The organism is Paenibacillus sp. FSL R7-0189 (assembly GCF_037969925.1).
GTDB lineage: Bacteria > Bacillota > Bacilli > Paenibacillales > Paenibacillaceae > Paenibacillus_AQ > Paenibacillus_AQ odorifer.
Genome location: NZ_CP150223.1, coordinates 295,083 through 320,521 on the forward strand (window position 1 = coordinate 295,083; position 25,439 = coordinate 320,521).

General features: G+C 43.5%; 25 protein-coding genes. 7 read left to right on the plus strand and 18 right to left on the minus strand.

Going from position 1 to position 25,439, the window contains the following annotated elements:
* Positions 1-130: 130 nt before the first annotated feature.
* From MKY63_RS01430 to MKY63_RS01440, 3 genes are all read right to left on the minus strand, one after another.
* Positions 131-1,441 carry an extracellular solute-binding protein gene (locus tag MKY63_RS01430; protein WP_076179646.1) on the minus strand — a complete coding sequence of 437 codons (1,311 nt, stop codon included), beginning with the start codon at positions 1,439-1,441 and terminating at the stop codon, positions 131-133.
* A gap of 122 nt (positions 1,442-1,563) precedes the next feature.
* Positions 1,564-3,210 carry a response regulator gene (locus MKY63_RS01435; protein WP_076308245.1) on the minus strand — a complete coding sequence of 549 codons (1,647 nt, stop codon included), beginning with the start codon at positions 3,208-3,210 and terminating at the stop codon, positions 1,564-1,566.
* The gene (locus tag MKY63_RS01440) at positions 3,203-5,065 is read right to left on the minus strand and encodes a histidine kinase (RefSeq protein WP_339813416.1); all 1,863 of its coding nucleotides are present in this window, start codon (positions 5,063-5,065) and stop codon (positions 3,203-3,205) included. The genes MKY63_RS01435 and MKY63_RS01440 overlap by 8 nt, the downstream gene beginning before the upstream one ends.
* A 197-nt stretch (positions 5,066-5,262) precedes the next feature.
* Between MKY63_RS01440 and MKY63_RS01445 the strand changes: the two genes are divergently transcribed.
* A complete protein-coding gene (locus tag MKY63_RS01445; protein WP_036684044.1) occupies positions 5,263-6,153 on the plus strand; it encodes a sugar ABC transporter permease in 891 nt (296 codons plus the stop codon).
* Positions 6,153-6,986 (plus strand): carbohydrate ABC transporter permease, encoded by an 834-nt coding sequence (locus MKY63_RS01450; RefSeq protein ID WP_036684045.1) that lies wholly within the window; start codon positions 6,153-6,155, stop codon positions 6,984-6,986. Before MKY63_RS01445 ends, MKY63_RS01450 begins: the two co-directional genes overlap by 1 nt.
* Before the next feature lie 568 nt (positions 6,987-7,554).
* Here the strand turns inward: MKY63_RS01450 and MKY63_RS01455 are convergent.
* The 5 genes from MKY63_RS01455 to MKY63_RS01475 all read right to left on the minus strand — a co-directional run bounded on the left by MKY63_RS01455 (position 7,555) and on the right by MKY63_RS01475 (position 12,369).
* A complete protein-coding gene (locus tag MKY63_RS01455; RefSeq protein ID WP_235219502.1) occupies positions 7,555-8,601 on the minus strand; it encodes a CapA family protein in 1,047 nt (348 codons plus the stop codon).
* 85 nt (positions 8,602-8,686) lie between these two features.
* Entirely contained in the window at positions 8,687-9,346 is a 660-nt protein-coding gene (locus MKY63_RS01460; RefSeq protein WP_036684047.1) for a class I SAM-dependent methyltransferase, read from the minus strand.
* Positions 9,347-9,498: 152 nt separating this feature from the next.
* A complete protein-coding gene (locus tag MKY63_RS01465) occupies positions 9,499-10,521 on the minus strand; it encodes an SDR family oxidoreductase (RefSeq protein WP_036684048.1) in 1,023 nt (340 codons plus the stop codon).
* 35 nt (positions 10,522-10,556) lie between these two features.
* Complete coding sequence (locus tag MKY63_RS01470; protein ID WP_036684049.1) at positions 10,557-11,405, minus strand: NAD(P)-dependent oxidoreductase; 849 nt, start codon at positions 11,403-11,405, stop codon at positions 10,557-10,559.
* 31 nt (positions 11,406-11,436) lie between these two features.
* Entirely contained in the window at positions 11,437-12,369 is a 933-nt protein-coding gene (locus MKY63_RS01475; protein ID WP_036684051.1) for an aldo/keto reductase family protein, read from the minus strand.
* A gap of 174 nt (positions 12,370-12,543) precedes the next feature.
* Between MKY63_RS01475 and MKY63_RS01480 the strand changes: the two genes are divergently transcribed.
* On the plus strand, positions 12,544-12,888 hold the full coding sequence (locus MKY63_RS01480; RefSeq protein WP_036684053.1) for a helix-turn-helix domain-containing protein: 345 nt from the start codon (positions 12,544-12,546) through the stop codon (positions 12,886-12,888).
* Between the two features lie 402 nt (positions 12,889-13,290).
* Here the strand turns inward: MKY63_RS01480 and MKY63_RS01485 are convergent, their stop codons facing one another.
* From MKY63_RS01485 to MKY63_RS01520, 8 genes are all read right to left on the minus strand, one after another.
* Complete coding sequence (locus MKY63_RS01485; RefSeq protein WP_254924624.1) at positions 13,291-13,422, minus strand: hypothetical protein; 132 nt, start codon at positions 13,420-13,422, stop codon at positions 13,291-13,293.
* A gap of 38 nt (positions 13,423-13,460) precedes the next feature.
* Complete coding sequence (locus MKY63_RS01490; RefSeq protein WP_076214333.1) at positions 13,461-14,462, minus strand: anti sigma factor C-terminal domain-containing protein; 1,002 nt, start codon at positions 14,460-14,462, stop codon at positions 13,461-13,463.
* Entirely contained in the window at positions 14,459-14,950 is a 492-nt protein-coding gene (locus tag MKY63_RS01495) for an RNA polymerase sigma factor (protein ID WP_036684055.1), read from the minus strand. Before MKY63_RS01495 ends, MKY63_RS01490 begins: the two co-directional genes overlap by 4 nt.
* 143 nt (positions 14,951-15,093) lie before the next feature.
* Positions 15,094-16,308, minus strand: a complete 1,215-nt coding sequence (locus MKY63_RS01500; RefSeq protein ID WP_339813418.1) for an S-layer homology domain-containing protein — start codon at positions 16,306-16,308, stop codon at positions 15,094-15,096.
* Between the two features lie 199 nt (positions 16,309-16,507).
* Positions 16,508-17,644: a hypothetical protein gene (locus MKY63_RS01505; protein WP_339811304.1), complete on the minus strand. Its 1,137-nt coding sequence runs from the start codon at positions 17,642-17,644 to the stop codon at positions 16,508-16,510.
* A gap of 5 nt (positions 17,645-17,649) precedes the next feature.
* Positions 17,650-18,513 carry an ABC transporter ATP-binding protein gene (locus MKY63_RS01510; RefSeq protein WP_339811306.1) on the minus strand — a complete coding sequence of 288 codons (864 nt, stop codon included), beginning with the start codon at positions 18,511-18,513 and terminating at the stop codon, positions 17,650-17,652.
* On the minus strand, positions 18,503-19,327 hold the full coding sequence (locus tag MKY63_RS01515; protein ID WP_038569608.1) for a hypothetical protein: 825 nt from the start codon (positions 19,325-19,327) through the stop codon (positions 18,503-18,505). Before MKY63_RS01515 ends, MKY63_RS01510 begins: the two co-directional genes overlap by 11 nt.
* Complete coding sequence (locus tag MKY63_RS01520; protein WP_051491311.1) at positions 19,324-19,854, minus strand: RNA polymerase sigma factor; 531 nt, start codon at positions 19,852-19,854, stop codon at positions 19,324-19,326. Before MKY63_RS01520 ends, MKY63_RS01515 begins: the two co-directional genes overlap by 4 nt.
* Before the next feature lie 318 nt (positions 19,855-20,172).
* Here MKY63_RS01520 and MKY63_RS01525 point away from each other — a divergent pair, with 318 nt between their 5' ends.
* The 4 genes from MKY63_RS01525 (at position 20,173) to MKY63_RS01540 (ending at position 24,198) form a co-directional block, all read left to right on the plus strand.
* Positions 20,173-20,703, plus strand: coding sequence for a hypothetical protein (locus tag MKY63_RS01525; RefSeq protein ID WP_339811311.1), 531 nt, complete (start codon positions 20,173-20,175; stop codon positions 20,701-20,703).
* A 664-nt stretch (positions 20,704-21,367) separates the two neighbouring features.
* On the plus strand, positions 21,368-22,276 hold the full coding sequence (locus MKY63_RS01530; protein ID WP_051491321.1) for an ROK family protein: 909 nt from the start codon (positions 21,368-21,370) through the stop codon (positions 22,274-22,276).
* 38 nt (positions 22,277-22,314) lie between these two features.
* On the plus strand, positions 22,315-22,932 hold the full coding sequence (locus MKY63_RS01535; RefSeq protein WP_038569607.1) for a sugar O-acetyltransferase: 618 nt from the start codon (positions 22,315-22,317) through the stop codon (positions 22,930-22,932).
* A 66-nt stretch (positions 22,933-22,998) separates the two neighbouring features.
* On the plus strand, positions 22,999-24,198 hold the full coding sequence (locus tag MKY63_RS01540; protein ID WP_076104606.1) for an MFS transporter: 1,200 nt from the start codon (positions 22,999-23,001) through the stop codon (positions 24,196-24,198).
* A 311-nt stretch (positions 24,199-24,509) separates the two neighbouring features.
* Here the strand turns inward: MKY63_RS01540 and MKY63_RS01545 are convergent, their stop codons facing one another.
* Together MKY63_RS01545 and MKY63_RS01550 are read right to left on the minus strand one after the other, a co-directional pair.
* Positions 24,510-24,917 (minus strand): HAD hydrolase family protein, encoded by a 408-nt coding sequence (locus MKY63_RS01545; RefSeq protein WP_081388120.1) that lies wholly within the window; start codon positions 24,915-24,917, stop codon positions 24,510-24,512.
* A gap of 32 nt (positions 24,918-24,949) precedes the next feature.
* The gene (locus MKY63_RS01550; protein ID WP_038569602.1) at positions 24,950-25,288 is read right to left on the minus strand and encodes a hypothetical protein; all 339 of its coding nucleotides are present in this window, start codon (positions 25,286-25,288) and stop codon (positions 24,950-24,952) included.
* Between the last annotated feature and the right edge of the window lie 151 nt (positions 25,289-25,439).

Here is a 25,439-nt window from a genome sequence, read left to right on the forward strand (position 1 = left end):
TTGCTATTCACAATAATGTACCTCCTGACTTTGTCTCAGTATCTTCTTATGATTATATAACATATAAAAAAGGGACGGTTCTCCAGTAAGTGAATCTTACCTTGGAGCCCGCCCCCTGATCTCAACCTAGTTATTCTGCCGATCCGAATTGAATCCAAGCTTTTTGAATTTCATCGATGGCTTGATCCTTAGTTTTGCTGCCGCCGATGTAAGCCTGCATGAGCTCACCAAATTTTTGGTGGAAGGTATCCAGAGAATAGTTCACGGACAGGTCGCCGGATTTCTCTGTTTTGAGGATTTCTTCCATTTCTTTTGGCATTTGCAGGTCAGGCATAGGAGCATCCTTAATTGGAGGAATAACCTTAGCTACTGTAGAGAACCAGTTCTTACCGTATTCAGAAGTATACAGCCAGTTGAAGAATTCAATAGTCTCACCAGCTACAGCAGAATCCTTATTGATACGCAGGGCCTGATCCGCACCAGTAATAATCTGGGACTGTTCAGCCTTGTCGCTGACTGGGTAACCCATAATACCCAGGTCGAAGTCCGGTGTAATTTTCTTAATGGCTTCTTCATCCCATGCGCCTTTACCCGTCATGAACGCTGTTTTGCCGGATGCAAAGTCGCTGACTTCAGCATTGCTGTCCCGTTCAAGCGGTTTGTCTGTGCCATGTTTAACAGTAGTATCAACGAAGCTGAAGAAGTTATTGTACAGCACCGGGTGATCCTTGATCGTGGTTTTTCCGGCAATAAAATCGTTTACTAGTGTCTTAGCATCCGTACCCGCATCTTGGGCTGCCGCATCTACGAAGTGTTGGAAGATGTGTTTCCATACCCACCACTCTTTATAAGCGTTGGCAAAAGGAGTAATGCCTTTAGCTTCAAGCTTAGTAATCGCATCGTCCATTTGGGCTGTTGTCTTAGGAACTTCTGTAATCCCAGCATCAGCCAACAGTTTCTTATTGTACATCAGGACAAATAGATTTCCTTTTACCGGAAGACCGAGCACTTTACCGTCCGAAGAACTCATGTTAGAACGCACTGCATCGGTCATCGCCGCAGCCAGTGGCTCATTAGTTAGGTCAGCACTATACTCCGCAAAAGTATCAATATCTCCGCCCGCTGTGGTCTGGAATACGTCAGGTGTACTTCCCGCAGCAATCTTCGATTTGAGCACCGTATTGTAGTCAGCCTGCATAATCTCCAGATTAATCGTCACATTCGGTTTAACTTTCTTGTACTCGGCAATATAAGCGTTAAAAGCATCAGTGTACTCGGGTGATGCGGTGAACATATTAATCGTGACCGGCTTGCCAGAATCTGTGGCAGGAGTATTCCCTGTTCCGCTATTGTTAGCGGCATTGTTGTTTCCGCCGCAACCCGCCAATAATCCGCCGACGAGCAGCAGACTCGCAGATAAAGCCATAAATCTTTTTAACATGATGTTGCCCCCTTTTCCTCATGCATCTAGTGGTCTTGAGACAATTCTAAAGAAAAAGAAAAAGGATAAGAATGTACATAAGTGAACTTATTAGGGTAAAAAAGTGTGTTCATGTAACCGCTTCACTCCTCCCCGTTCAATAGCAGAACCCGATATTCAGAAGGTGAACAGTCATAATAATTACGGAACGCCTTGCTGAAATAATTTTTGTCCTTGTACCCCAACATCTCGGAAATGTCTTGGATTTTCAAATCGGGGGTGGATAGCAGCTCCTTTGCCTTGTCCATTCTTACCTTTTGTACATACTCATGTATGCCATAACCATATTGCCCTTTAAAAAGTTTCATCAAGTATTCTCTGCTCAGGAAATATTTATCCGTGAACATCGATATTTTAATATTCTCAAAATAGTGATTATCAATGTATGCTTTAATATTTTCCAATACGCTGGGGCGATTGCCAGCAAGGCTTTTGCTGATTTCATTGCCATAGCAATCTAGAATTCCGCTCAGCACCCGCTCAAATTCGCCAAAGGAAGCAAAATCGCTCCCGATGCCTAGCCCGCGCAATCCTTTATCTTTACCGCCGCGAATACGTTCGGGGATCGCATCCAGCTCCGTGGCAATATCGTTCAGCAAAATAATAAACTCCTCTATCTGCCGGTCAGCCTCGCCCAGATTAAAACGTCCGGAAGCCTCCCATTTCTTCGTGAATTCGCTTAAAATACTTTTGGCATGATTGATGTTCCCGCTCTCCAGTGCGTTGCGAATCAAGGGCATACGTCCCGTCAAGGAAGGATTATCTTTCCCCTGGGAAGTATCGTTGCTGCTATTTGTGACAATCGCTCCCTTCAGCGTCAGGAGATCAATCCCGTCGAGAGAGGCTTTGGCAGTCTCATAGGATTGAGCAAGCGCCATAATGTCACCATAGGGCTGTCCGATTCCTCCGGCAACAACAATTCCGAACAGCTCTTTCAGCGTCGAGACTAACTTCTTCATATGATGTAAAGAGCGGAAAGTTGCGTCCTCCTCATAGCCGCCTTTCATCGTGAAGATGGCGATAAACTCGCGTTCTCCCTTATGGCTGGCGAAGCTGAAAGCCTGAAAATGCTCATCGCTATTCTCATTAATCACATTTGTGACGGCAAAATGCAGCAAATCCCGGTCCTCATGGAAGCGATTACGACGCACTTGTTCCAAATTGAGCACCCGCAGTACACCCGCAGCAAAATAGTTTCCGGTCGTATCGGCGCCGATCAACGGCAGAAAAGCCTCGTTGGACTGATTTTTGAAGCTGCGCTCAATGATCGACAGATAGATTTTCTCCTTTAGCTTCGGCAGAGACATGTTGAGCGTAATGTTCCTGTTGATGAACTCACTTTCTTTCTTGCGTTTGGCCTCCAGCACATCTATAGCTTTACGCAAGGCCGCATTCAAATCCGCCCGGTTGACCGGCTTCAGCAAATAATCAACTACCTTAGAACGGATAGCCTGGCGGGTATATTCAAAATCATTGTAGCCGCTGATTACAATCGTCAGCAGTTCCGGGAACTCCTTCTCCACGATCTGCAGCAGCTCACTTCCGTTCAGCTCCGGCATCTTCATGTCGACCAATACGAGATCGATCTTTTGCTCACGCAGCATGGCTAGGCCCATACTTCCATCCGTAGCCTCCAGTACCTGATCGACACCTAGTCCTTTCCAGTCTCCCAGGATGTTGATCGCCTCACGCAACGGTTCCTCATCATCTATAATCAGTACTTTATACATGGTTAATCCCTCCCCGCGGTAACCGCATGTCCATCTTTGTTCCGCCAGCATCACTGGTAATGGCCAAACCCGCAGCCTCACCATACAAAAGCTTCAGCCGCGTGTTCAAATTTTTCAGTCCGATGCTTTCCGTGTCACTTTCTGCAGCGTTTTCTCCGCCCTGATCCTCCCACTGGATTTGAAGAGAATTTCTCACTTGCTCCAGCCGCTCCCCGCTAAACCCCGGTCCATCATCCGTCACTGAAATAACAGTATGGCTAGGCGTCACATGCGCTTCAATGGTAATTGTGATCGTTGTGGATACTTTTTCCAGCGCATGCTTGATGCAGTTTTCTACCAAGGTCTGAATGGACAGCTTCGGAATCTCCAGCTCCAGCAAAGGGTCTTCCCACTGGTAGGCCACCTGCATTCTGTTTCCGAAACGGGCCTTCTGCAGCGCTAAATAACGTTCAATATGCTTTAATTCCTCTCTGGCATGGACCACATCTTTGCCACTAATGCAGTATCTCAGCGTCATAGCAAGATTATCGACCATATCGACAATATCATCATTGTTGTTTTTCAGCGCCTTGGTGGAAATGGCTTGCAGGGCATTATATAAGAAATGTGGATTGATCTCAGCTTCCAGTGCTTTGAGTACAGCATTTTTCTCGACAATTTTCATTTTGTACCGTTCATTGATCAGCTCATTCGTCTTTTCCACCATCTTATTGAAGTGGCGAGACAGATAGGCAATTTCATCCTTTCCTTCAACCTGTGCTTCAGCGTCAAAGCTGCCTGTACTGAACCGCTTCATCTGCAGCGACAGATTCTTTAGCGGGCTCGTTATTTTGTTCGAAATAAAGCTGACCAAGATGACCGAAACGATTAAAAATAACAGTCCTATGAAATAGTTCAATTTGCGTGTTGTTGTGGCCGCTTCATAAATTTCTTTGTAGGGAATCGGCTTAATCAGCTTCCAGCCTTCTTTTTTGCTGATGTCATAAATCACTAGATACTTCTCTTCTTTATCCGACCACGTCACGCGTCCTCCTGAGGCTGGTGTCAGCTCCTTAAGCAGTCCCGCTTGTTCGCTCTGTTGATAAAACCCGGGGTCATCCACCACAAAAGGTTCATTATCGGGACTGACGTACATTAGGTGCTGCCCTTTACTGAAGGGAATATCCTTCATAATCTCGTCCGTAACCGAGGAGTTGAAATAAAGGGAGAGTACCGCCTGCGGCTCCCTGGAGACTATGGAGCGCAGCAATCGATGGTAGCCCATGAAGCTTTTATCCTTATTTATAGGGTAGTCGGAGCTATTGATCATCGAGGATTGGTTTTTTACAAAAGACTGGTAAGAACGGTTAAACGGGCTGGCCAGCGCTTTTTTATACCAGGAAAGATTCTCAATCGACGGATGCTCGGCGACCCGCACGGTAATATTGTAGTTCTCTTTGGTGACATAATAATACTTGTGCTCTTTGATCACATACAGGTAGATAGCTTCCAGATCATTGCGGGAGAAGTACAGGTTCTTCAAGTAGTCCTCCACATACATCTTCGAGGCATAATCCTCCGATTCATGCAAAATCGCATAGGTGATCTCGTCATACGATATTTGCGGCAGGGATAATTGCTCGATGCCGTCCAAATAACTCTCCAGATTCCGGCCGACAAGCAACAGATTGTTGCTCGTACTGGCGATGCTGTTATCCACCGATTCTTTTCGCAGCATGCCGTATGAAATGAACGTCAGTGAGGTCACCACCAAAACAATGATGATTGTAAACAGCAAAATAAGCTTGTTCGCCAACCTGCGTGAGACAAGCTCCAGCACGGGTTCAAACCGCTTTATGATCCATTTTTTAATAATGACCGGCAACCTCCCCCACGATTTACAGGCTTAATTATAAATATTTCAGTTCACCTTTTTACCCCTAACTGTACTCTTAAATCCATTTTTGAGTATAGGGTACTGCTCTATAATACACAATATAGACTAACCGGAATGGTTATGTGTGGCAAGCCTAGTCGATATTACCACCCAACAAATCAAGAAGAGGTGCATCCATGTTAAAATCACTCGGCAAAAGATGGCGCGAGAAAACAGAATTCGGATTATTCACTCTCCCAGTCCTCATCTGTATCGCTGTAGCATTCTACATTCCGTTTGCCATGACTATCCGCTATTCGATGACCAAATGGAACGGAATTTCGAAACACCCTAAGTTTGTCGGACTTGATAATTTCAAACAAATCTTTATGGGCGACACCAACTTCGCCAATTCAGCCTGGTTCACCATAAAGTATGCGATTCTGTACATTGTTCTCGTTAACGTGCTGGCCATTCTGCTCGCACTAGTTCTGGACATGAAGCTGAAGAGCACCCCTTGGCTGAGAGCCGCTTTCTTTATTCCTTATATCCTCAGTCTTGTCATTGTCGGTTTTATCTGGAAATTTATCTTTATGCAAGGTTTCAACTCACTCGGAGAAAGTACCGGCTGGTCCATATTTGGTCTAAGCTGGCTAGGGACGCCGGGACTTGCTTTCGTCTCCATATTGGCCGTCTCCATTTGGCAGTCGATTGGATTTTATCTGGTCATTTATATTGCCGGTCTGCAATCTGTACCTGAGGATCTCAAAGAAGCAGCCACAGTTGATGGCGCTGGTCCCATGAGAAAATTCTTCAGTATTACACTGCCGCTGCTCGCTCCATCCATTACGATTTCTGTGTTCATGGCACTGACCAATTCGATCAAGGTGTTCGATGTCATCCTGTCATTAACCGGGGGCGGACCTGGCGGAACTACCTACAGTATCGCTTACGATATCTACCGGGATACCTTCCAGAACAATCTGTATGGATACGGTACAGCGAAAGCGCTTATCCTGTTCCTGGCCGTCTTGGTGGTAACCATTCTCCAGTTAGCATTCTTCAAACGAAGAGAGGTTGAGGCATAATGAATACAAACCGCAAAGCAGGCCGAATCATTCTAGAAGTTGTTATGGTCATCCTCTCTCTTCTGTTTCTATATCCGCTATTTCTGACGATTATCAACTCGTTAAAAAGCTTTAGCGAAGTCATGACGGATGTCATCGCCCTGCCAAAACATCTGGTATTCGGCAACTATTCCTACGTGTGGAAGTTTATCAACTATCCGAAGCTGTTTCTGAACAACTTTGTCATTACCGGTGTAGGTCTTCTGGGTATTGTGTTCATTTCATCCATAGCAGCCTACAAGCTGGCACGGACGAAATCCAGACTGAGCGGGGTGATTTATTTCCTCTGCATTATGCCGATGCTGATTCCGTTCCAATCGATCATGCTGACCGTTCTGCAAACCGCTAAGACCTTAAATCTCTCTGAGAGTACTTGGGGACTTGGGTTGTTATATTGGGGTTTCGGTGCTCCACTCGCCGTGTTTATCTACCATGGATTCGTCAAGGGTATTCCGGTTGAAATTGATGAGAGTGCCACGATTGATGGAGCTTCCGGCTTCCGCCTGTTCTTCAGTGTCATCTTCCCACTGCTGAAATCGGTCACAACAACCATTGTCATTATCGACGTAATGTGGATTTGGAATGACTTCCTGCTCCCGCTGCTTATGGTCAACGGCTCCCCAGATACCAAAACGCTGACACTGGCTGCCTACACCTTCGTGGGCCAATATACCTCAGATTGGCAATATGCGATGACAGCTATGGTCATGGCGGTGCTGCCATCAATCGTAGTATTCATCTTCTTGCAAAAGTACATCGTTAAGGGTGTTGTTGCGGGGGCGGTGAAGGGCTGATTAACTGATCCAAACCTAGCTTCTGCATAAAAAGGGGGAGATCCATATGGATCTCCCCCTTATTGCAGGCATTCCAATCCAATACTCTGCATACTGCTGCAGTCTGCTTTTGATGCAGACGTTCCAATACTTTGCATACTGCTACAGTCAGCTTTTTATACAGACGTTCCAATACTAATTAGTAGTTTAACTGTATTTTGTACAACTATAACTCTGCAACTCGCTCGGCCGATGGATATAGCTGTATTTCGTACAACTATTCTCTTGATTTAATGCCCTCTAGGCCGATTTTCTAGTTTTTAGTTGTATAGAATACACTTAAAAGCAGAATGGTCCGTTTTACATATAAAATAGGTGTATAGAATGCAGTTATTTCACAATTACAACAATGATACTTCATGGGCACTCCATAGGTATTCCATACCCCACATCATACGTACTCTATACGTAATCCATAGGTACTCCATACGCATCTTCATACGTACTCCATAAGTACTCCACACATTTCGCATTCTAACGAGATCGAGCGCAATCCGTGAATAGTTAATCAGAGTTTGTATTAATAGAGCTACTTCTCCGTGACCCTGCCGTTAGCATCTATGTTGGCATTAAAAGATAGGGTGTTCAGGAGCTTAATCGTTTTCCTATTGTAGGAATCATCCATGAAATTAGGCTGTCCGCCAATAATTTTGACAGGTGTAATCTTGCTGGTCATCTTGGATTCCTTAATCTCAACATTCAACAGCATAGAATTAAGTGTCTTTTCCCCACCACGTGTGGAACGATTAAATACAAAGTTCCCAAGTGAATAATAAATGGGCTTGTGCTTATAGTATTCGATGCCCATAAGGCAGTGACTGTGTGCGCCAAGAATTAAATCTGCCCCGCTATCAATCATCTGTTTAGCTAGTGTGCGAGCGTACTTTTCAGGGAAATCCTTAAACTCTTCATTCCAGTGAATATATACGATCGTGAAATCATTCTCCTTGGACATCTTCTGAATGGCGCTAAGCATAGGCTGCGAGGTGTAAGCTGAAGCGGCTCCCGGTTTGTTTTTGCCGGCATACCACGAAGGATCTGAAAGCACACGGCTAACGCCAAGGATGGCGATCTTTTTCCCTTTTACTGTCTTAGTATAAGGCTTGAACGCTTCATCTTCATCTTTGCCAGCTCCTGTATGGCCAATCTTGTTTCGATCCAAATGGATCAGCGTGTCGAGCATAGCGTCTTTTCCATAATCCAAAATATGATTATTCGCCAAGGACACTCCATCAATCCCGGCATAGGTTAAGCCACCTAACGTTGCTGGTTTGGATCTGAAGGCAAAGGTTTTCTCTGCCGCTTTCCCTCGGATAGACACAGGCGTCTCCAGATTGGCGAAGGCGATGTCAGCCTTTTGCAGCGTAGGTGCGACCTTTACAAACGGAAAGTTCACCCCATATTTAGCAATCTGATCGCCAACAAAACCATCCAAAAGGATATCACCCGCAAAAGCAAGCTTTATAGGATCTGAAGATAGTGAAGCTGCACTGGAAGCAGATGTAACAGGAACTATTAGTGATAACATAAGTGTAATAAGTGCTATTCTACGCAAAACCTTCGATCCTAATCTCAAAAAACACAGCCTCCTCTCATCTTTTTATTAGCTATGATCCTAGCATACTGGAAAGAGGTTACTAAATTAAGAGTAGAAAGACCTGTTATTCCTTTGCTTTTTTCAGAACGGCTCTGAAGCAATTTAATCCGCCCCACGCATCCGTATGCACAGCATCCGCAGGCAACTCAAAATCCGTCTCCCCCCAATACTGAAATCCAGTTTGCAGCAGCAGGTCATTCATAAGACTCAGATTTACCGTCGGGTAATCAAATGTCAATACCAATAATCCTTCTTCGTTCAACGTCCGGTGAAATTCCCGTAAAGTACCCACTGTATCCTCAAAGCTCAAATGCTCTAATACTGATATGCAAAAGACAGTGTCAAAGCTCTCATCCTCATAAGGCAGATCCGTCAGATTAGCTTGAGCGAAATGCAGGTTGTTTGTTCTTCTAGCGATAACCTGCTTCGCCGCTTTTTCCCCAATCTCATTCTCAATACATTCTTGGATAGCTTTCGGGTAAATAACCCTACTGTCCTTATCGCAGGCATAGACCTCTGCACAAACCCCTGCCAAATAAAACTTCAAGGGATGAGGAATCCCACAGGCGGCATCCAGCACAACACCATGCGGAGAAATAAAGTTAATACACCACTCATATTCAAAGGGACGGCTCCACCATGATTCCGGCAGATCATAAATCAACTTCTCACGACGTGCATCTGAATTTACGAAAAAACGCGAGACAAAGGGATGGGTTGGCATGGCCAGGACTCCTTTTTCAACGGAATTTTAGGTAGTGAGAGTATATTCATGATTTGCTGATTCATTCCATAACCTTACATTGAACGAGACAAACCCAAAAAAACGGCTGCTCCCTTAGGAACAGACCGTCTTTAAATATAACTGTATAAACCTTATGCGTAGAATGAAAGAGGTTTGGCCTCAATACCATGTCTCTCGATCAACTTATCAAGTAACGCAGACCATTCCGCATCGACCGTACATTGCTCAGGATGAGCCTCGAACCAAGCAACCGACTGCTTGATCCCTTCGGAGAAAGGCACAGTAGCCTGAAAGTCAGGCACGAAACGTTTGATTTTGCTATTATCAAAAACACTGCTTACCGCTTGATCACCGATCAAGCCATCCGCTGTCCCTGGAGGGGAAAAGGCTGCGATAAAGTCTGTGGAGATATGCACAACTTTAGGTTCCACACCTGCCGCTTGTCCGATGGCCGCGTAAATCTGATTCCAATTTAATACCTCGTCGGAAGTTATATGAATGGCCTCACCTATCGCTTCCGGATGTCCAAGCAATCCAACGAAACCTTTGGCAAAATCCGAATTATGCGTCAGTGTCCACAAAGAGGTTCCATCTCCATGTATGACTAAAGGTAAGCCGCGGCGGATACGATCGATCAGTGACCAAGGATGCTGGCCACTCGTAAGTGCCGCAGGGATGGCTGTATTTCCATAGGTATGGGAAGGACGAACAATCGTAACCGGGAATCCGTTCGCCTTGTAAGCTTCCATCAACAGCTGCTCACACGCAATTTTATTCCTCGAATACTCCCAATAAGGGTTCTCCAGCGGTGTCTCTTCTGTAATTACATAATTACGCTGCGGCTTCTGATAAGCAGAGGCTGAGCTGATGAAAATGTACTGCGTCGTTTTACCAGTGAACAGGTCAATGTCTGCCTGCACATGTTCCGGTGTAAAAGCAATCCAGTCTACCACTACGTCAAATTCGTAATCTCGTAATACTAATGCGGCTTCTGCCGGATTACGAATGTCTCCTTTAATTACTTTTGCACCTTCTGGAACGAATTCATCCCGCTGTCCTCTGTTGAACAAATACAGCTCGATTCCTTGAGCTACAGCCAACGGGGATACAGCCTGACTAATTAATCCCGTACCTCCAATAAATAAGACCTTCATTTTGCACGCTCCTTATAGTGAATCCGGCTCGTTATTTACTGGTTAACATAATCTCGCCATACGTGCTTCGGCTGCCAATTCAGCAGCTTTTTGGCCTTCTCATTACTGAGTAGCGACTCGTGACCCTCCAGCGGCTGGCGGAAATCCGTCACCTCTGGATAACGTGCGGCCATTAGCTCTCTGCTAGGAACAGCCATGCTGGTCTCATCTGCACATATATTAAGAGCAACCGCGCCCAATCCATCCGTTTCGATTGCCAATTGGCAAGCTGTTGCTACATCCCGTGTATCAATATAACTCCATAGAATCCGATCGCGCTGCGCTGGATCATGAATGAAGGAAGGGAAACGTTCATACGCCGATGGATCAATAACATTTCCGATTCTTAGGGAAACGACCTGTATACCCTTTCTGCGATAGAACATCTCAGCGGTTTGCTCATTCACAACCTTAGACAGACCGTAGCTGTCTTCAGGCAACTGTGGATGCTCCTCATCCATAGGCACATACTTCGGCCCCAAAGGATTAACCGCAAAACAGATTCCGTAGGAGGATTCACTGGAAGCAATCACTGCTTTTCGAATCCCGAGACCCGCTGCAGCCTCCAAAATGTTATAGGTAGATACTACATTATTTTGAAAGGTGACCTCACTCGTCTTTATATTTGCAGCTGGGATCGCAGCCAAATGTACAACTGCATCAGCGCCAGCAAGTACACCATATACTTCACCCAAATTATTCAAATCAGCAATCATCGTTGGGCACAAAGAATCTGCGGATTTTTGCGTATCTACATTCACAACCTCATACCCTTGCTCTACAAAATGCCGGACCACCCATCTGCCCAACATCCCACTGCCGCCTGTAACAACTACTTTCGCCATGAGCGTGTCTCCTTTTTTATGAAGCTAACAACTACTCCAGAATCTCCTCAATCTGCTTCAAAATCTCTTCCGAAAGCTCCATACCCGAAGCCTTAACATTCTCTTCGACCTGCTGCGGACGGCTGGCACCCACCAGTGCACTAGCTACATTAGGTTGACGCAAAATCCAAGCCAAAGCCAAATTCCCAACAGAAATATTCAGTTCCGTGGCGATCCCACTCAATTGGCGGACTTTTTCAATCTTTTCTTCTGTAATCGAATCTTTTAATCGATCCAGCTTAGCAGCACGGCTATCCTCAGGGATGTCCGTGTTATACTTTCCAGTTAACAGCCCTTGAGCCAGTGGAGAAAATACCACCTGTCCAATCCCACGGCGCTCACCGAGCGGAATAATCTCTTTCTCAATATAACGGTTAAACATATTATAAATCGGCTGATTAACAACAATATGATCTAGCAAATAGCGGTCTGCTACAGCTAACGCATCGGTCATTTGCGCCGCCGTCCACTCACTAACACCGACATAATATACCTTGCCTTGCCGAACCAGATCATCCAGCGCACGTAAGGTTTCTTCAATTGGAGTTTCCGGATCAAAACGGTGGCAATACATAATATCCACGTATTCTACTCCGAGACGTTTCAAGCTAGCATGACACTGTTCCGTAATATGTTTGCGGGATAGTCCACGGTCGTTAGGTCCCGAGCCCATTTCCCCGTATACTTTAGTAGCTAATACATAGGACTCACGAGAGTAGTTACGTAAAGTCTCACCTAGTACTTTCTCGGCAGCACCTTTTTCATAAACATTTGCAGTATCAAAAAAATTCACGCCTAAGTCGTAAGCGGTTTCAATGGCATTAACAGCATTATCTCTTTCCACATAGCCTCCGTATGTCAGCCAGCTTCCCAAACTAATCTCACTGACTTTTAAACCGGTTCCACCTAATCTGCGATATTTCATAATAACTGCTCCTCTCCATAGTTCCGTGTTTGATTTTGGCAGGTTGCTTAGCACTCATATTCATTCTAGAATAGTTTGTATATAATAGAAAGAAGTGAAAATTAGTTTATTATGTGATCTCTAGTGTAGTTACTATACTAGAGTATAGTAGCTTCACAAACAGGAGGAGATACCTTGAAGACAGCTAAATCTACTAATAATTATATCCCCAAAACCCCTGTTACTATTGAATGTAATGTTGAAAAAACACTTGAAGTATTAGGTGGAAAATGGGCCTTTCTTGTCCTCAGAGAGCTATTCGACGGCACGCAGCGTTTTGGGGCACTGCAACGAAAAATCACTAATGTGTCTCCCCGCGCACTGACCACTACGTTGCGCCATCTGGAGGAGCATGGTGTGCTTGAACGTCACGTATTTCCGACTGTTCCTGTTACGGTAGAATATTCGCTTACTCCCAAAGGCGAGGATTTACATCAAATTTTGAAGGAAATGAAGCTGTGGTCCGCGAAATGGACTTAGCTTGAGCTGGTTGTGACTGATGAAATAAGAAGCTGTCCAAAAAGTAGAGAATTCTACTTATAGGGCAGCTTCTTTTTTATAAATTGGCTATACAATGGATGGATTCTTACTTTAACCCAGGGGATATGTGCGGTGTGCGGTGTGCGGTGTGCGGTGTGCGGTGTGCGGTGTGCTGTGTGTGATGCGCCGCGGTGTGCGATGTGTGATGTGCGCTTTAGTGTAATTGGGGAAAAACTCCCTAAAAATAGCCGATATTCGCTAAAAAAGAGCATAATGAGGGAATTTCTCCCTAAAAATCGGGTTGATTCCTTTCTTTTTCACCAAATCAGGTAAATTACAGGGAGGTTTTCCCTAATTATAAGTTAGATGACCCAATATCTAAGAATTATAGGGAAAAATCCCCTAATTATAGAGTCGGAATGCGTATTTGGTTAACTGAAAACAACCGGAGATACCAGCGATTTCTGTGATCACGTCATAGACAAATTGCCGCTTGAGGTCAGCAGAGGCTGTCTTCTTTCGTAGAAAATCCACCTGTAGAACAACCCCTCCAACATTTTTACTATATTGATCTAATATTTATCCACAATCGCGCCGAGAACTGCCGTATTTACATAGGGTTTTCCTTTGAGGCTTTGCAGCTCTTTCGCTGTTCCAGTAACGACAACTCCCAATAGCTGTACATCACTGGCGTCCGGCGCCGCTTTATCCTTTTTCAAGTAATTCGAGATTCGCTCAAACTCTCCGTAATGCTTGCCCTTCATCTGAAGCCCATAGGTTAAGGATTGTAAAAAATCCTCTGGTTTCGGCTTAAATAACCCCTCCCATTCCCCACCGTAGCCATATACTTGTCTAGCTGATTCCGGTAAGGCATATTTATTCGGACCGCTGTCATTCCTAATAAACTCAAGGTTCCTTTTATCGTCATACGTATCCACCCAATACCATGTCTGTGTCAAACCCGCCGGCAGCATCTTCTCTACCTCTGCCTGAGTGTAGCCTTTATCAAAAGAAACTGCCATTTCTACGAGCTTACCAGGTTCCATTTGTTCGAGTGCAGGCAGGTCATTCAGCACTTTTTCGTTATAATTCACTCCAGGCACATAAAACATCATTTCCCGCTGAGCATTTTGACTGTTATATCCTCGGTAGTATTCATAATTTTGCTGTGTCATTACCGGGTCAGGAACATTTATACTAGAGTATCCCCTATTAAGCAGAGAAAACCGGCTGCCCATATCGAAATACAGTTTTTTAGTATCCCATACGATGGGCACACCCTCAACAACTTTGTAAGTGCTCAGTTCAACTTTACCCGATAGAAACCCTAAATCAAGTTCAGTTCTCAACTCCTGAAGGTTAGGACTGCTAATCTTCATCATGATCCTCTCTTCATCCAAACCACGCATCGCCAACCAGCTTGTCAGATGGGCGTTACCCAGCATCCCGCCGAATAATACTATAACCGTCACCACTAGAGAAATGATTGTGTTTCGAATCATTGTTTTTCGTTTTGCCTTCTTAATTACTTTTGAAAGGTTCTGATCATCCTTTTGTTCCCATGGAGCTGTCATTCCGCTTCACCTCTATACTTTTTTTGAAATTGCTTGCGGGCACGAAACAATGCCGATTTCACTGTATCTGTCGTAATTCCCAGAAGCTCAGCTATCTCCTGATAGGACAGCTCCAGCTCATATTTCATAATAATGAGTTGTTTATGGAGCGGTAGAAGCTCATCCAACACTCTTTCGATGTCTTCCCGTTTCTCTTTTAACAGCACATGATCCTCTGGCAATTCCATATCCGGCACATCTACATAGTCAATAGGAATGACTATCCGCTTGCGTCGGCGGCACAGATCATAGTAGCGGTTGATCGCTACTTTATATAACCATGCACTGAATTTGTTCTCATCAATGGAATCAATATACAAAAGAGCCTTATACACCGTATCCTGTACGATATCTTCAGCGTCGGCTGCAGGTGCCCCGAGACGAATCAAGTATTTTTGAATTTCTAACATTTTAGGTTGAAGTATCTGATGTAGCTGCCCGGGCTTCATCCTGCACCTCCCTTCGTATGTATAACGATAAAGTTCTCGGAATGTTAGCTTATGAGGTGAAAAAAATTATAAAACAAAAGACGGCTGCCTCAGAAAGACATGCCGTCACATTTTAAAGAATGAATAAGGTTCCAGTACAATTCCTATATATCCGTAGGATTCATTGCCTGCTGAGCTGTAGATATGAGTATGGTTTGAACTTTCAGAGATTGTTTGTCAATAATGAAGCCTATATAGAACCCACCCTCCATATTATCCATTTCAAAAGGTGACAATCGGGGCTCATACACTCCACCCTTGTTCTCAAACCAGTAACTCACTATAATCCCGTATTCGTTATCCACTGCAACGTATGTACCGTATGCCTTTAGCACATCTTCCAATGTACTTACCCCAGGTCGAATATTGTTCAATGTACCTATGTGGATTGGATCAATGCGCTCATTATCTTTGTCTATTTTCCAAGCGTTCAGCCGACCTTCGGTATCATAATGTACAGATACTTCTTTATACATTTCATTATTGAATACATCTTGACCTGTTGAATCCCCGTAATGTTCCTCTACTAACATTCTTGAACTCCCAAAATCAATAAAAAGATTACGTACACTATCCGCTATTCCGAAATCACTATCAGTTACCGGAGCCGCTATAAAGTCCTTCAAGCCTGTACCCTGTTCCGGTAATGACGGTAATAGACTCCGATCCGATCGTTCTTCTGGACGAGAATTTACAGTATATATTCCCTTAAGCTTGAGCATTCTCATCCATTGTATAGCCTCTGCTCTTGTAAGCGGGAGATTTCCTTTAAAACCGACTAAAGTTGGCTCCCCGGGAAGTGGAAGTAGAGAGTTACCCAGCAAATAAACGACGGAATCCGTGTCGTTGTAATTCATCCCTAGACCAGATACAACTAACCTTGCGGCGGCCATTCTGGTGATTGGAGTCGATCTTGCCACTGGATATTGTAGTCCAGTAACTGGATGATTCCACCACTTAGCCATTCTATACGGTGCTGCTGTCCATTCTTCGCCTATGCTAGTAGCCTTTGGATAGCCGAAAGAAAGAAAAAATAATTTCAAAAATTCCGCTTCCGTAATCGGCTGATCCGGTCGAAAGCTCCCATCATCATAACCAACCATCAATTGGTTGCCTAACGCCCAGCGCACCCAAGGTTCAGACCAGTGACCTTGAATGTCAGTGAACAGTGAAGATGCCGGATCCTCCTCACCGTCCTCTTCCACTTCTTCATATGTCCCTGTATTCTCGTACGTTGTCGTTTCAGCATGAACTCTATAACTCACGTTGCCGCATGTCACAATTGTCCCTGAGATAAGACCTAGTACCAATAGCTTCATTATCTTCAATTTAATAATCCCTTTCGTTCTTATCGGTAAGGGGTTCCTGCTCTCTTTGTCAGGTTTATCGTGATTAACCCTTTATCTTAACTATCGGGTAAAAAGTCTGATTCGTAAATATACTGCTCTCCTTTTTCACAAGAAAAGCCAAAAAGATCGCTCCCCTTCATAGCGGGAACGATCTTAACCTACCTACTACTTAGACCTTTAATCGACGTTCGAAAGCTTTGGGGATAAGCATTATAGCAAGTATACCTATGATTATCACCGAAAGGATTGACAAGGGTAGATGTAATATAGGGATGCCAAAAATGTTATAGGATACATATTTTTCGATTAAGGATCTGCTAACCATTACACCTGACGGTAAAAAAGAGATTATTTTGCCCAACATTCCAGGCAAAGAGAAAAGGGGAAGAATAACTACGAATGCTGCCAGTCCAAGACTGCTTAAGCTACTCCGACACAAAGCGGATATCAGCGCCGTCAATAACAATAGACCACATGCAGCCAGCAAGGTTACAGCATATTTCAGGGCAAATCCCTGCAGCTGGGTTAAGGCATATGGAGTCTCATCAAAATAAAAGTAACTATTCAGCGGGGCATTCCAGCCCACGAAGCCGAACGGTAAACAGGCCAGCAATGTGCAAATTCCGTAAAAAAGAGTTACCCAGCTAAGCGTAACTATAAATCCAGCTAATAGTTTTGCCGCAACAATCTTCAATCTTCCGTATCTACTAGATAGAATAAGTGCATCCATTCTATAGTTTTCCTCACCAGAGAACAAGGGTGCCAGCGCAAATACTAGAATAAGACCGATCAGAAGATCGCCGACGCCAGGCGAGCTTGAAAAAAATATATGTAATAAGTCCCAGTCCTCCGTTACATAAAACCCCCGTGGTTTTCCCTCCTCCAGCATGGAGAGTTTTTTAGTAACATCTCTTAGTGCATATGATCCTGGTTCTTGCTTCTCCAATAAAACCTTCCGCTCTCTCAGCTCTGTTAAATTTCTGTTGAATTGATCTACCATATAAGTTGTACCAGCATAGTGTTGCTCCAGAATTCGTTTCATCTTCTCCTCTTTGGGCCAAGCGCTGTCTTCGGCATATTCTTCTTTGAGTCTAGGAGCGTATTTCAAAACTAAATCTGCTTGAATCGGTCCTAGATGAGCGGCGATAGCTTCAGGCTTTTCCTTGTTTACAACCAATAGACTATCCGTACCGGATGGGTAGAAACTAACAAAACAAAAAATGGCTAATGCAGTACTTCCAGCTATAGAAATCCAGACTCTGGGAATCATAATTTTGCGTAATTCAAACATCACCAGACGGTTCATGTGTATCATCCCCTCCGAAAATAATGCATATATACATCTTCTAATGAAGGATTCACCATCACCGCATTCTCAACTGGCGAATTCTTGCTGACTATCCGAACCACTAGTCCAGTATCTGACTGCTGCACATTCAATACAGTTCCCTTCTCTTCGATTTGAGCCAGCAACCGTGCAGGGATATGAACCTCCCAAACCTCTCCTTGCAATTCATCGGTCAACTCCTTAATTGTTCCTTGACGAAGTAACTCTCCTCGCCCCATCAGTAGCACCTGTTTAGCTATATGATCAACATCAGAAACGATATGAGTAGACAAAATAACGATGCGCTCATTTGATATTTCAGAAATTAAATTTCGAAATCTTACGCGTTCCGAGGGATCAAGTCCTACTGTGGGCTCATCCAATATGAGGATGCTCGGATTATTAAGCAATGCTTGTGCGATACCGAGTCTACGCTTCATCCCGCCGGAGTACTTTCCGCATTTTTTATCCATTTCACCGGATAGATTAACCGTTTGAGCCAGAACCTCTATACGATCACTCGCCTCCTTCTTGGTCAACCCCTTTAGGGCAGCAACATAATACAAGAAATCACGAGCTGAAAAATGATTGTACATCCCCAGTTCCTGTGGTAAATAACCAATCTGAGCCCGGTACTGATCCCCCATGTCATCCTTGTTTTGTCCATCTAAAAGTACATTTCCACGAGTCGGATACAGAACATCTGCGACAATACGCATCAATGTCGTTTTTCCTGTTCCGTTAGGTCCTAGAAGACCATACACACCAGGTGACATAGAAAGGTTAATAGTATTCAAAATTCGCTTTTTGCCGAAATCATGTACGATATTACATAGTTTAAGCTCCAATCAGAAACCCTCCCTTGCTCAATACTCTGGATTGAAACCTCATGGCTAAGACAAATAACACTGCCGACAGAACACCCAATCCCATTAACCAAAATAACTCAACCGACGTCGTCCAGCTCACTGCAAATTCTCCGGAAAATAAAATCATCCAAAAGAGAGGCAAACTGAAGAGTACGGTCGTTAATTGTCTAAAATTACGTATCAGCGTAGATAATACTGACGCTACCGCCGCATTCATTAGGATTGGGATGCACCATAGCAAGGTCATACGCAGCATAAACTCCTTTCCCCCTAAAGGGGTTACCATAGCAGTAACACTAAAGTTAATCATTAGTGAGATCAGCCCTGCCATAAGGAACCGAGCTTGCACATACCGATGCAACGGGATTCTAAAACTACGTGCGAGTTCTCCCATTCCACAGAGCGTATTCCGAGCCGTATGAGAGACGACCACCAGTAAAGGAATACAACCCACGATGGACAGAATAAACATAGGGCTAACAATCTCCGTAACACTCAGAACCAAATATCCTACTACAAACAAGATCACACCAAGCACAACTTCTCTCCACCATCCCTGTGAAAAAAGAATCCTCATCTGTTCCCGTACAAATAGAGGAACTGGTGGGACTGGCGCAGGTAAAGCCCGCTTGGATCTTCTCCACCTGCTCATGGCTTCTTCTGCAAAACCGTCAAGGAGTGGCGGTTCAGGAATGCACTTGATGGAATTCACGATCTCCTCTACAGACTCTGCTGTCATCTCATCCTGTAAATTTAGATTGAGGTAATCTTGATGGTTACGTTTAACCCTCATTTCCCTGCTCCTTTCTTTAGGGGTTGGGATATATCCTCTTGCTTGGAATACCTTAGTAAATCGCGTAATTTTATCAGTGATCGACTTACCCTTGACTTCACAGTTGATTCAGGTTCATGAGTTACGGCAGCTATTTCTGTAAACGTAAATTCATATTTATACCTTAACAAGAGCGCATCCCTCTGTTCCTCTGGCAGTGAGCAAATCGCGGCGTATACCTGCTTAACCTCTTCACGAAGTAATATTCCTTCAAGAAAGTCTCCTTCGACTGTGATTTCATCAGATAAGCTTTGATTCAACTCTGCTTGCCGAGCACTTTTGCTGCGAAAATAGTCAATGCAGACATTTTGCGCGATCGCCATCAACCAAGCTCGAAAACTCCCCTGTTTATTTTGATAGCTGCCAAGCTTGGCCCATGCTTTTTCATACACCGTCTGTGCAAGATCCCAGGCTAATTCGTCATTATGTATTTTCCATCTGATGAATCGATAAATATCGCTATAGGTATACCGAATTAATAATTCCACCGCTGCCTCATTGCCCTGCTGCGCTTCTGTGACCCATTTGTCCTCTCCGATTTAATTCCCCTCCAATCTACCAATCTACTAAATATAACGAAATCGCCTACAAAGTAGACGCATCACATTAAAAAGACCAACCAGAAGGTTCTGGCTGGCCGAATATAAATTTTCCCTAGATTATGTCCCCGGTTCAAATTATGAGTGAACATTCTCAGCTTGTATCTTAGTGAATTATATAACATTGATTCTATTAATTTCCATAGTGTACACTCATTACAAGTGGTCTTTTTGTGAAACTCTTCGGAAAAGGTGGATTATTGTTCGATGAAAAAAATGATGCTGTCTATTCTTTTAATAGTTTCTTTAATAGGTATAAGTGGATGTGCAGAGAGTAATATAGGAGATCTTAAGATAAGCGCAGGAGATCAAGAAATTAAAAGTACAACATTATCTAACACTAAATTAGCTAACGCGAAGAGTGACTTATCCTCAAACGCTGAAGCAAGTGGATTTGAATTCGCCTTTGAGCAGGATGCAGTAAAGAATATTCAATATTTAAAAAATGGAGAAATCATTACTCTAGACTTTGGAGATTCTGAGCCAAATAATGTATCGCTCGAAGATAGCGTACTAAATAAGAGTGGAGCTTATCAATTTTCATCCAGAGAAACACTAGAAGTTCCAATTACAAAAGAAGACGGTAAATATTCCTTTACGATCGAAAAGCATATGGCTTCTTCATTGAGTTCGTTTTACGAAGAGAACAAAAAAGACTATAGAGGCTTTAGCATAACGGCAAGCTGGGGAGAAAAAGAATATAGATATGCTTTTGTTATACAAGCGGATGCCAATTAAAGCTAACATTCTGATTTAAACCCGCTAATCATATTAGGCATTCCATCGAAATATTCAGGGCCCAGAAGTCATCCAGATGGCTTCTGGGTTCCCTTGAATAGAAATCTAACTATCTATTTTTTAAATATACAACAAATTGTTCATGCAACTCTAGTTCGGATCGTTTAAAGATCCCAGCCCTCGGAATTTAATTATTGAAAAGTAGGAATAACAAGATTATGAATTTGCTCTGACCCGAGTTTACTTTCAACAAAAGATATTTATGGATTCTTTCGCGATATTGATTATAAGTGATTTCAAAGCTTTGCTTGTCTCCCTGTGCATCCGGATAAACAGTGGATTTGTCATGAGCTCCAGACATTGTAAGAACCTCCTCTTGACCTTACATTTAATTAGACACCGCAGGTTGATTAAAAGCCACATGTCATTTCAAAAAAATCCATAATAAAAAACTGTCGATTGCTAGACAATTATATAGAGCCAAGTTATAGTATTGATAATACTTTTAATAACCATTTTTAAAAGTCTAGAGGTGAATAAAATAACCCAAATCGCAAACAATTCTATTCGTGTTAAAAAGATAAATCAGGAGCTTATCAAGCAGGCCTTGAAATCGATGAAAGAAGGAACCAAATCCACGATTGCAAGTGCCACCGGATTAAGTATTGCTACCTGCGGAAATATCCTGAATGAACTTCTGGAGACTGGTGAAGTCATTGAGACTGAACTGGAGGCATCAAATGGAGGTCGACCGGCCAGACGATTTATCTATAACGCTGATTTTTCCTATATTGCATGTATCTATGCCAAAATTGAGGATGGCCAGAAATCCATAACCTATGCGGTGACCAATTCAGTTGGTGATCGTGTGGATCATGGATGGATGGAATTAGAGTACATAGATGCTGCAGCCATCGACCATCTGCTGGATACGCTTATCCAACAATATAACAACATCAAGGCAGTCGGGATTGGAATTCCCGGCCTTGCTCACCAAGGTGTCATTAATATCTGTGACATTAAAGAGTTAATTAATGCTCCCTTAGAATCACTGCTCAGAGAAAAATACGAGCTTGAAGTCACGATTGAAAATGATATGAATCTGACCGTTTACGGGTTCTATAAACAGCAGGATTATGAAGAGGATAAAACCATTGTCGTGGTGACCTTTATCAAAGGAGCTTTTCCAGGCGCCGGGATGATGATCGACGGGCATATCCACAAAGGTAATACTAGATTTGCTGGTGAAGTCTCTTTTTTACCGTTTGGAATCTCGCGTGAACAGCAATTGAGTAGCTTGGACCACACGGATACCTTCATCCCTTTGGCGGCTCACACTATATCGTCCCTGATTGCAATTATTAATCCAGAGACCATAGCTCTCACAGGAGAACAAGTCAAACAAGAGAATGTGCGGCCGATTTATCAACGTTGTCTGGAAGTGATTCCAGAGGAGCATATGCCTCACTTAATTGTGCTGGATCAACCTGATGATCATTACATGAACGGATTAATTGCGATCACACTTGAAAGCTTAACCTACTCATTGCAGTTGGTTGAGAAGCGCCGTTAAAAACATAAAACTAACATACACTTCAGGAGGAACTACGAATGGCAACAAACAAAGAAAACATGATCGCAGGAAAGCTATATATGGCAGGCGGTGAAGAATTAGCAAAGGATAACAAAAGATCCAGAATGCTCACTCGTTTATTTAACAATACGACGGAAGAACAAGGTGAATATAGAGTAGAACTACTCAAGCAATTATTTGAGTCTACAGGAGAATCATTATATGTTGAACCTCCCTTCCGTTGTGATTACGGCAGTAATATTACCGTTGGCAATAACTTCTACGCTAATTTTGACTGCATTATCCTTGATGTAGCTAAAGTAACGATTGGTAACAATGTTCTCTTTGGACCTAGAGTAGGCGTATATACTGCTGGTCACCCTATAGATGCGGACGTGCGTATTAGTATGCTTGAATTCGGTACACCAATTACCATTGGAAACAATGTGTGGGTTGGTGGAAACGCGGTAATTAATCCTGGGGTAAAAATCGGCAACAATGTAATCATCGGTGCAGGTTCAGTCGTAACTAAGGATATCCCTGACAATGTAATTGCGGTGGGTAACCCATGCAAGGTATTAAGAGCAATCACCGAAGACGATAAGCAACACTGGGAAAAACTTAAGGAAGAGTATTACAGAGACATTGAGCAATAAAGTAACCCGCTCTGGGAGGATCTTAATTTGAAAAAGCGCTTCGGGGGATTTAACAAGATTTATGCCATGCAATTGGCGACCATCTTTTTGGGATTTATAGTGTTTGGCATATCGGAAAATATTAAAGGACCCGCCATTCCGCGAATCCAATTCGACTTTAATCTGGACGAGAAACAGCTTGGCACCCTTTTATCCCTAAATGCATTAGGTTATTTGATCGCCTGCTCCTTTACAGCTGTATTGGTTCGGAAGTGGGGGATCAAGGCTGTCAGTATCATTGCTTTTGCATCCATGATATTTTCAGGAGTGTTAATCTATATCTCCCACAGCTACCCCTTTTTCTCAGCTTCTTATTTCCTGATGTACATCGGAAACGGAATGCTGGAGATTGGTCTTGCCATTTTGGGAGCACGCATCTTCGTAAAAAATACCGGGACGATGATGAACTTATCCCATTTTTTCTACGGATTTAGTTCAACCTTAGCTCCACTGCTGGCAACAGGACTCATGTCGGTAAGTATATTTGGCCATCCACTCGACTGGCGCGGAATGTATTTGATTATGCTAAGCTTATCTTTACTGCCTATTCTATCTGCCTTGCGCAGTACATTTCCGGGTGACGATCTTCCACAAGAGGACCGGATCCCATTAAAAACGCTGGTGCGCGATCCCGCTTTATGGCTGATGGTGCTTATTCTTTCTTTCGGTGTAGTGTCAGAACTTGCAGTAGGTGGATGGCTAGTGAATTTCCTAGAAAAAGCATACTTGTGGGATACAGTTACAGCTTCTGGTATGTTGTCCACCTTTTTTCTCTGCTTCTCGCTAGCAAGGCTCCTGCTGGGGCCGGTTACAGATAAGATTGGTTTCAATCTATCGCTTATCATCTTTTCAGCCTTCTCTGCCTTATGTACGTTTGCTGCTATTTTGGGTGGGGAACAGCTCGCGTTTCTATTTGCAGCAGCAGGCATAGGTATCGCTATGATTTATCCGACCGTCATGGCGTTTATCGCAAAAAGGTATCCGCATGGCAGTGACACTGCCATCACCTTTACAGTTACACTAATGGGAGTCGGTAGCGTGATTGGCAACTATGCCATAGGTGCAGTGATCGAAGGTGTGAAGCGGCTTTACGGAGCAGAAACACAAACTGGCTTGCTACGTGGACTTCAAGCTGGGTATGGTTTTATCGGTTTATGTGCAGCTATATGCGCGATATCCGGTTGTGTTTTATATCGTTATTTAAATCGCCGCCAAGAACTTATATAGAATAGTTATCGCACTTACTTCTGCTCATCCCTGCAACAACCTGCTGATTTCATGGCAGGTTGTTTTGTTGCAAATAGCGACCAACCTCCCACCATCGGACTCAAATGACCTTATTGGCTTCGAAATAGGCAGAAACGAGGTTTTTCGGACCCCAGAGTCGTTATTGAGTTGTTTTTGTGCAAAAACCGCTGTCTTCTGACTTGATAACGCCTCCTGAGTCCGAACACTCCGCCTAATGAAGCTAAATCCTGAAATAGCGACTATACAGTCCGCAACAATGACCTCTGAGCTGGTGATCACCATCCCAACAATTATCGCAGCCCTCCCGCCAGCTCCATTATTTTTCTAACAATCTGCTCTTCACCGCTACTAACCTTTTCCGTTGCAACTTCTCCCAAGGTTATATGATCGCCAACACAAACCGAGTGTGCGGAATGTCTGAACATTTCTATATCATTAGCATCGTTACCAAAAGCAATAAATTGCTGCGGTTCTATGCCTAAATTTTTTAGTCCTGTCCATTTGTTTACACCTTGGGGACTTATATCCATAATATCTTCTTGTCCATGCTGGTAGATCTCAATCGGCAGATTTTGCAGCTTATGAATAAGTTGTTCCCCATTCAGACTGCTCAAAATAACTACCTTCACAATCTCATCCAGCTCCGATGGAGTTACATTTTTGGCGCGTTGTTCTGGATCTACATTTCTCCGCACCATTCCCGCCAACCATAGACCTAAATGCCCCTCATTTAATTGAGGATAAAATGATCGATGTCATCATAACGGATATCGATCTTTTCTCCGTTTCTTTTGACAAGATTTATATACAGAGGAGCTGCATCAACACTTCCGCCACCCACCAGCACATGGTAGTTTTCATTGATTTCATATTTACGGATGTACAAGCCTGAACCGACATCTTCAAAGGGATAACCTTCAAAATCCTTCCACGACAACGCCTCGCCTTGATGAGCTAGATCCTGTATTTCATCCATGGATAATATTGCAGTTTTTTTATCATTACAGGCTGAAAGTATAATCGTCAAAGCAAACAATAACAGCATTATCAAGCTACGCTTACTTCTCATTCATAAACCTCCAAACTCTATATATTGTTATTTATAGGAAAATATAAGGTAATAATAACATAGCTTAGACTTGCTTTGAATGGATTGCGACCAGTTTCTGCTCTGAGTGTTAGAAATTCAAGCTCCCCACATCCTCCTCGGTTTCTTCCTG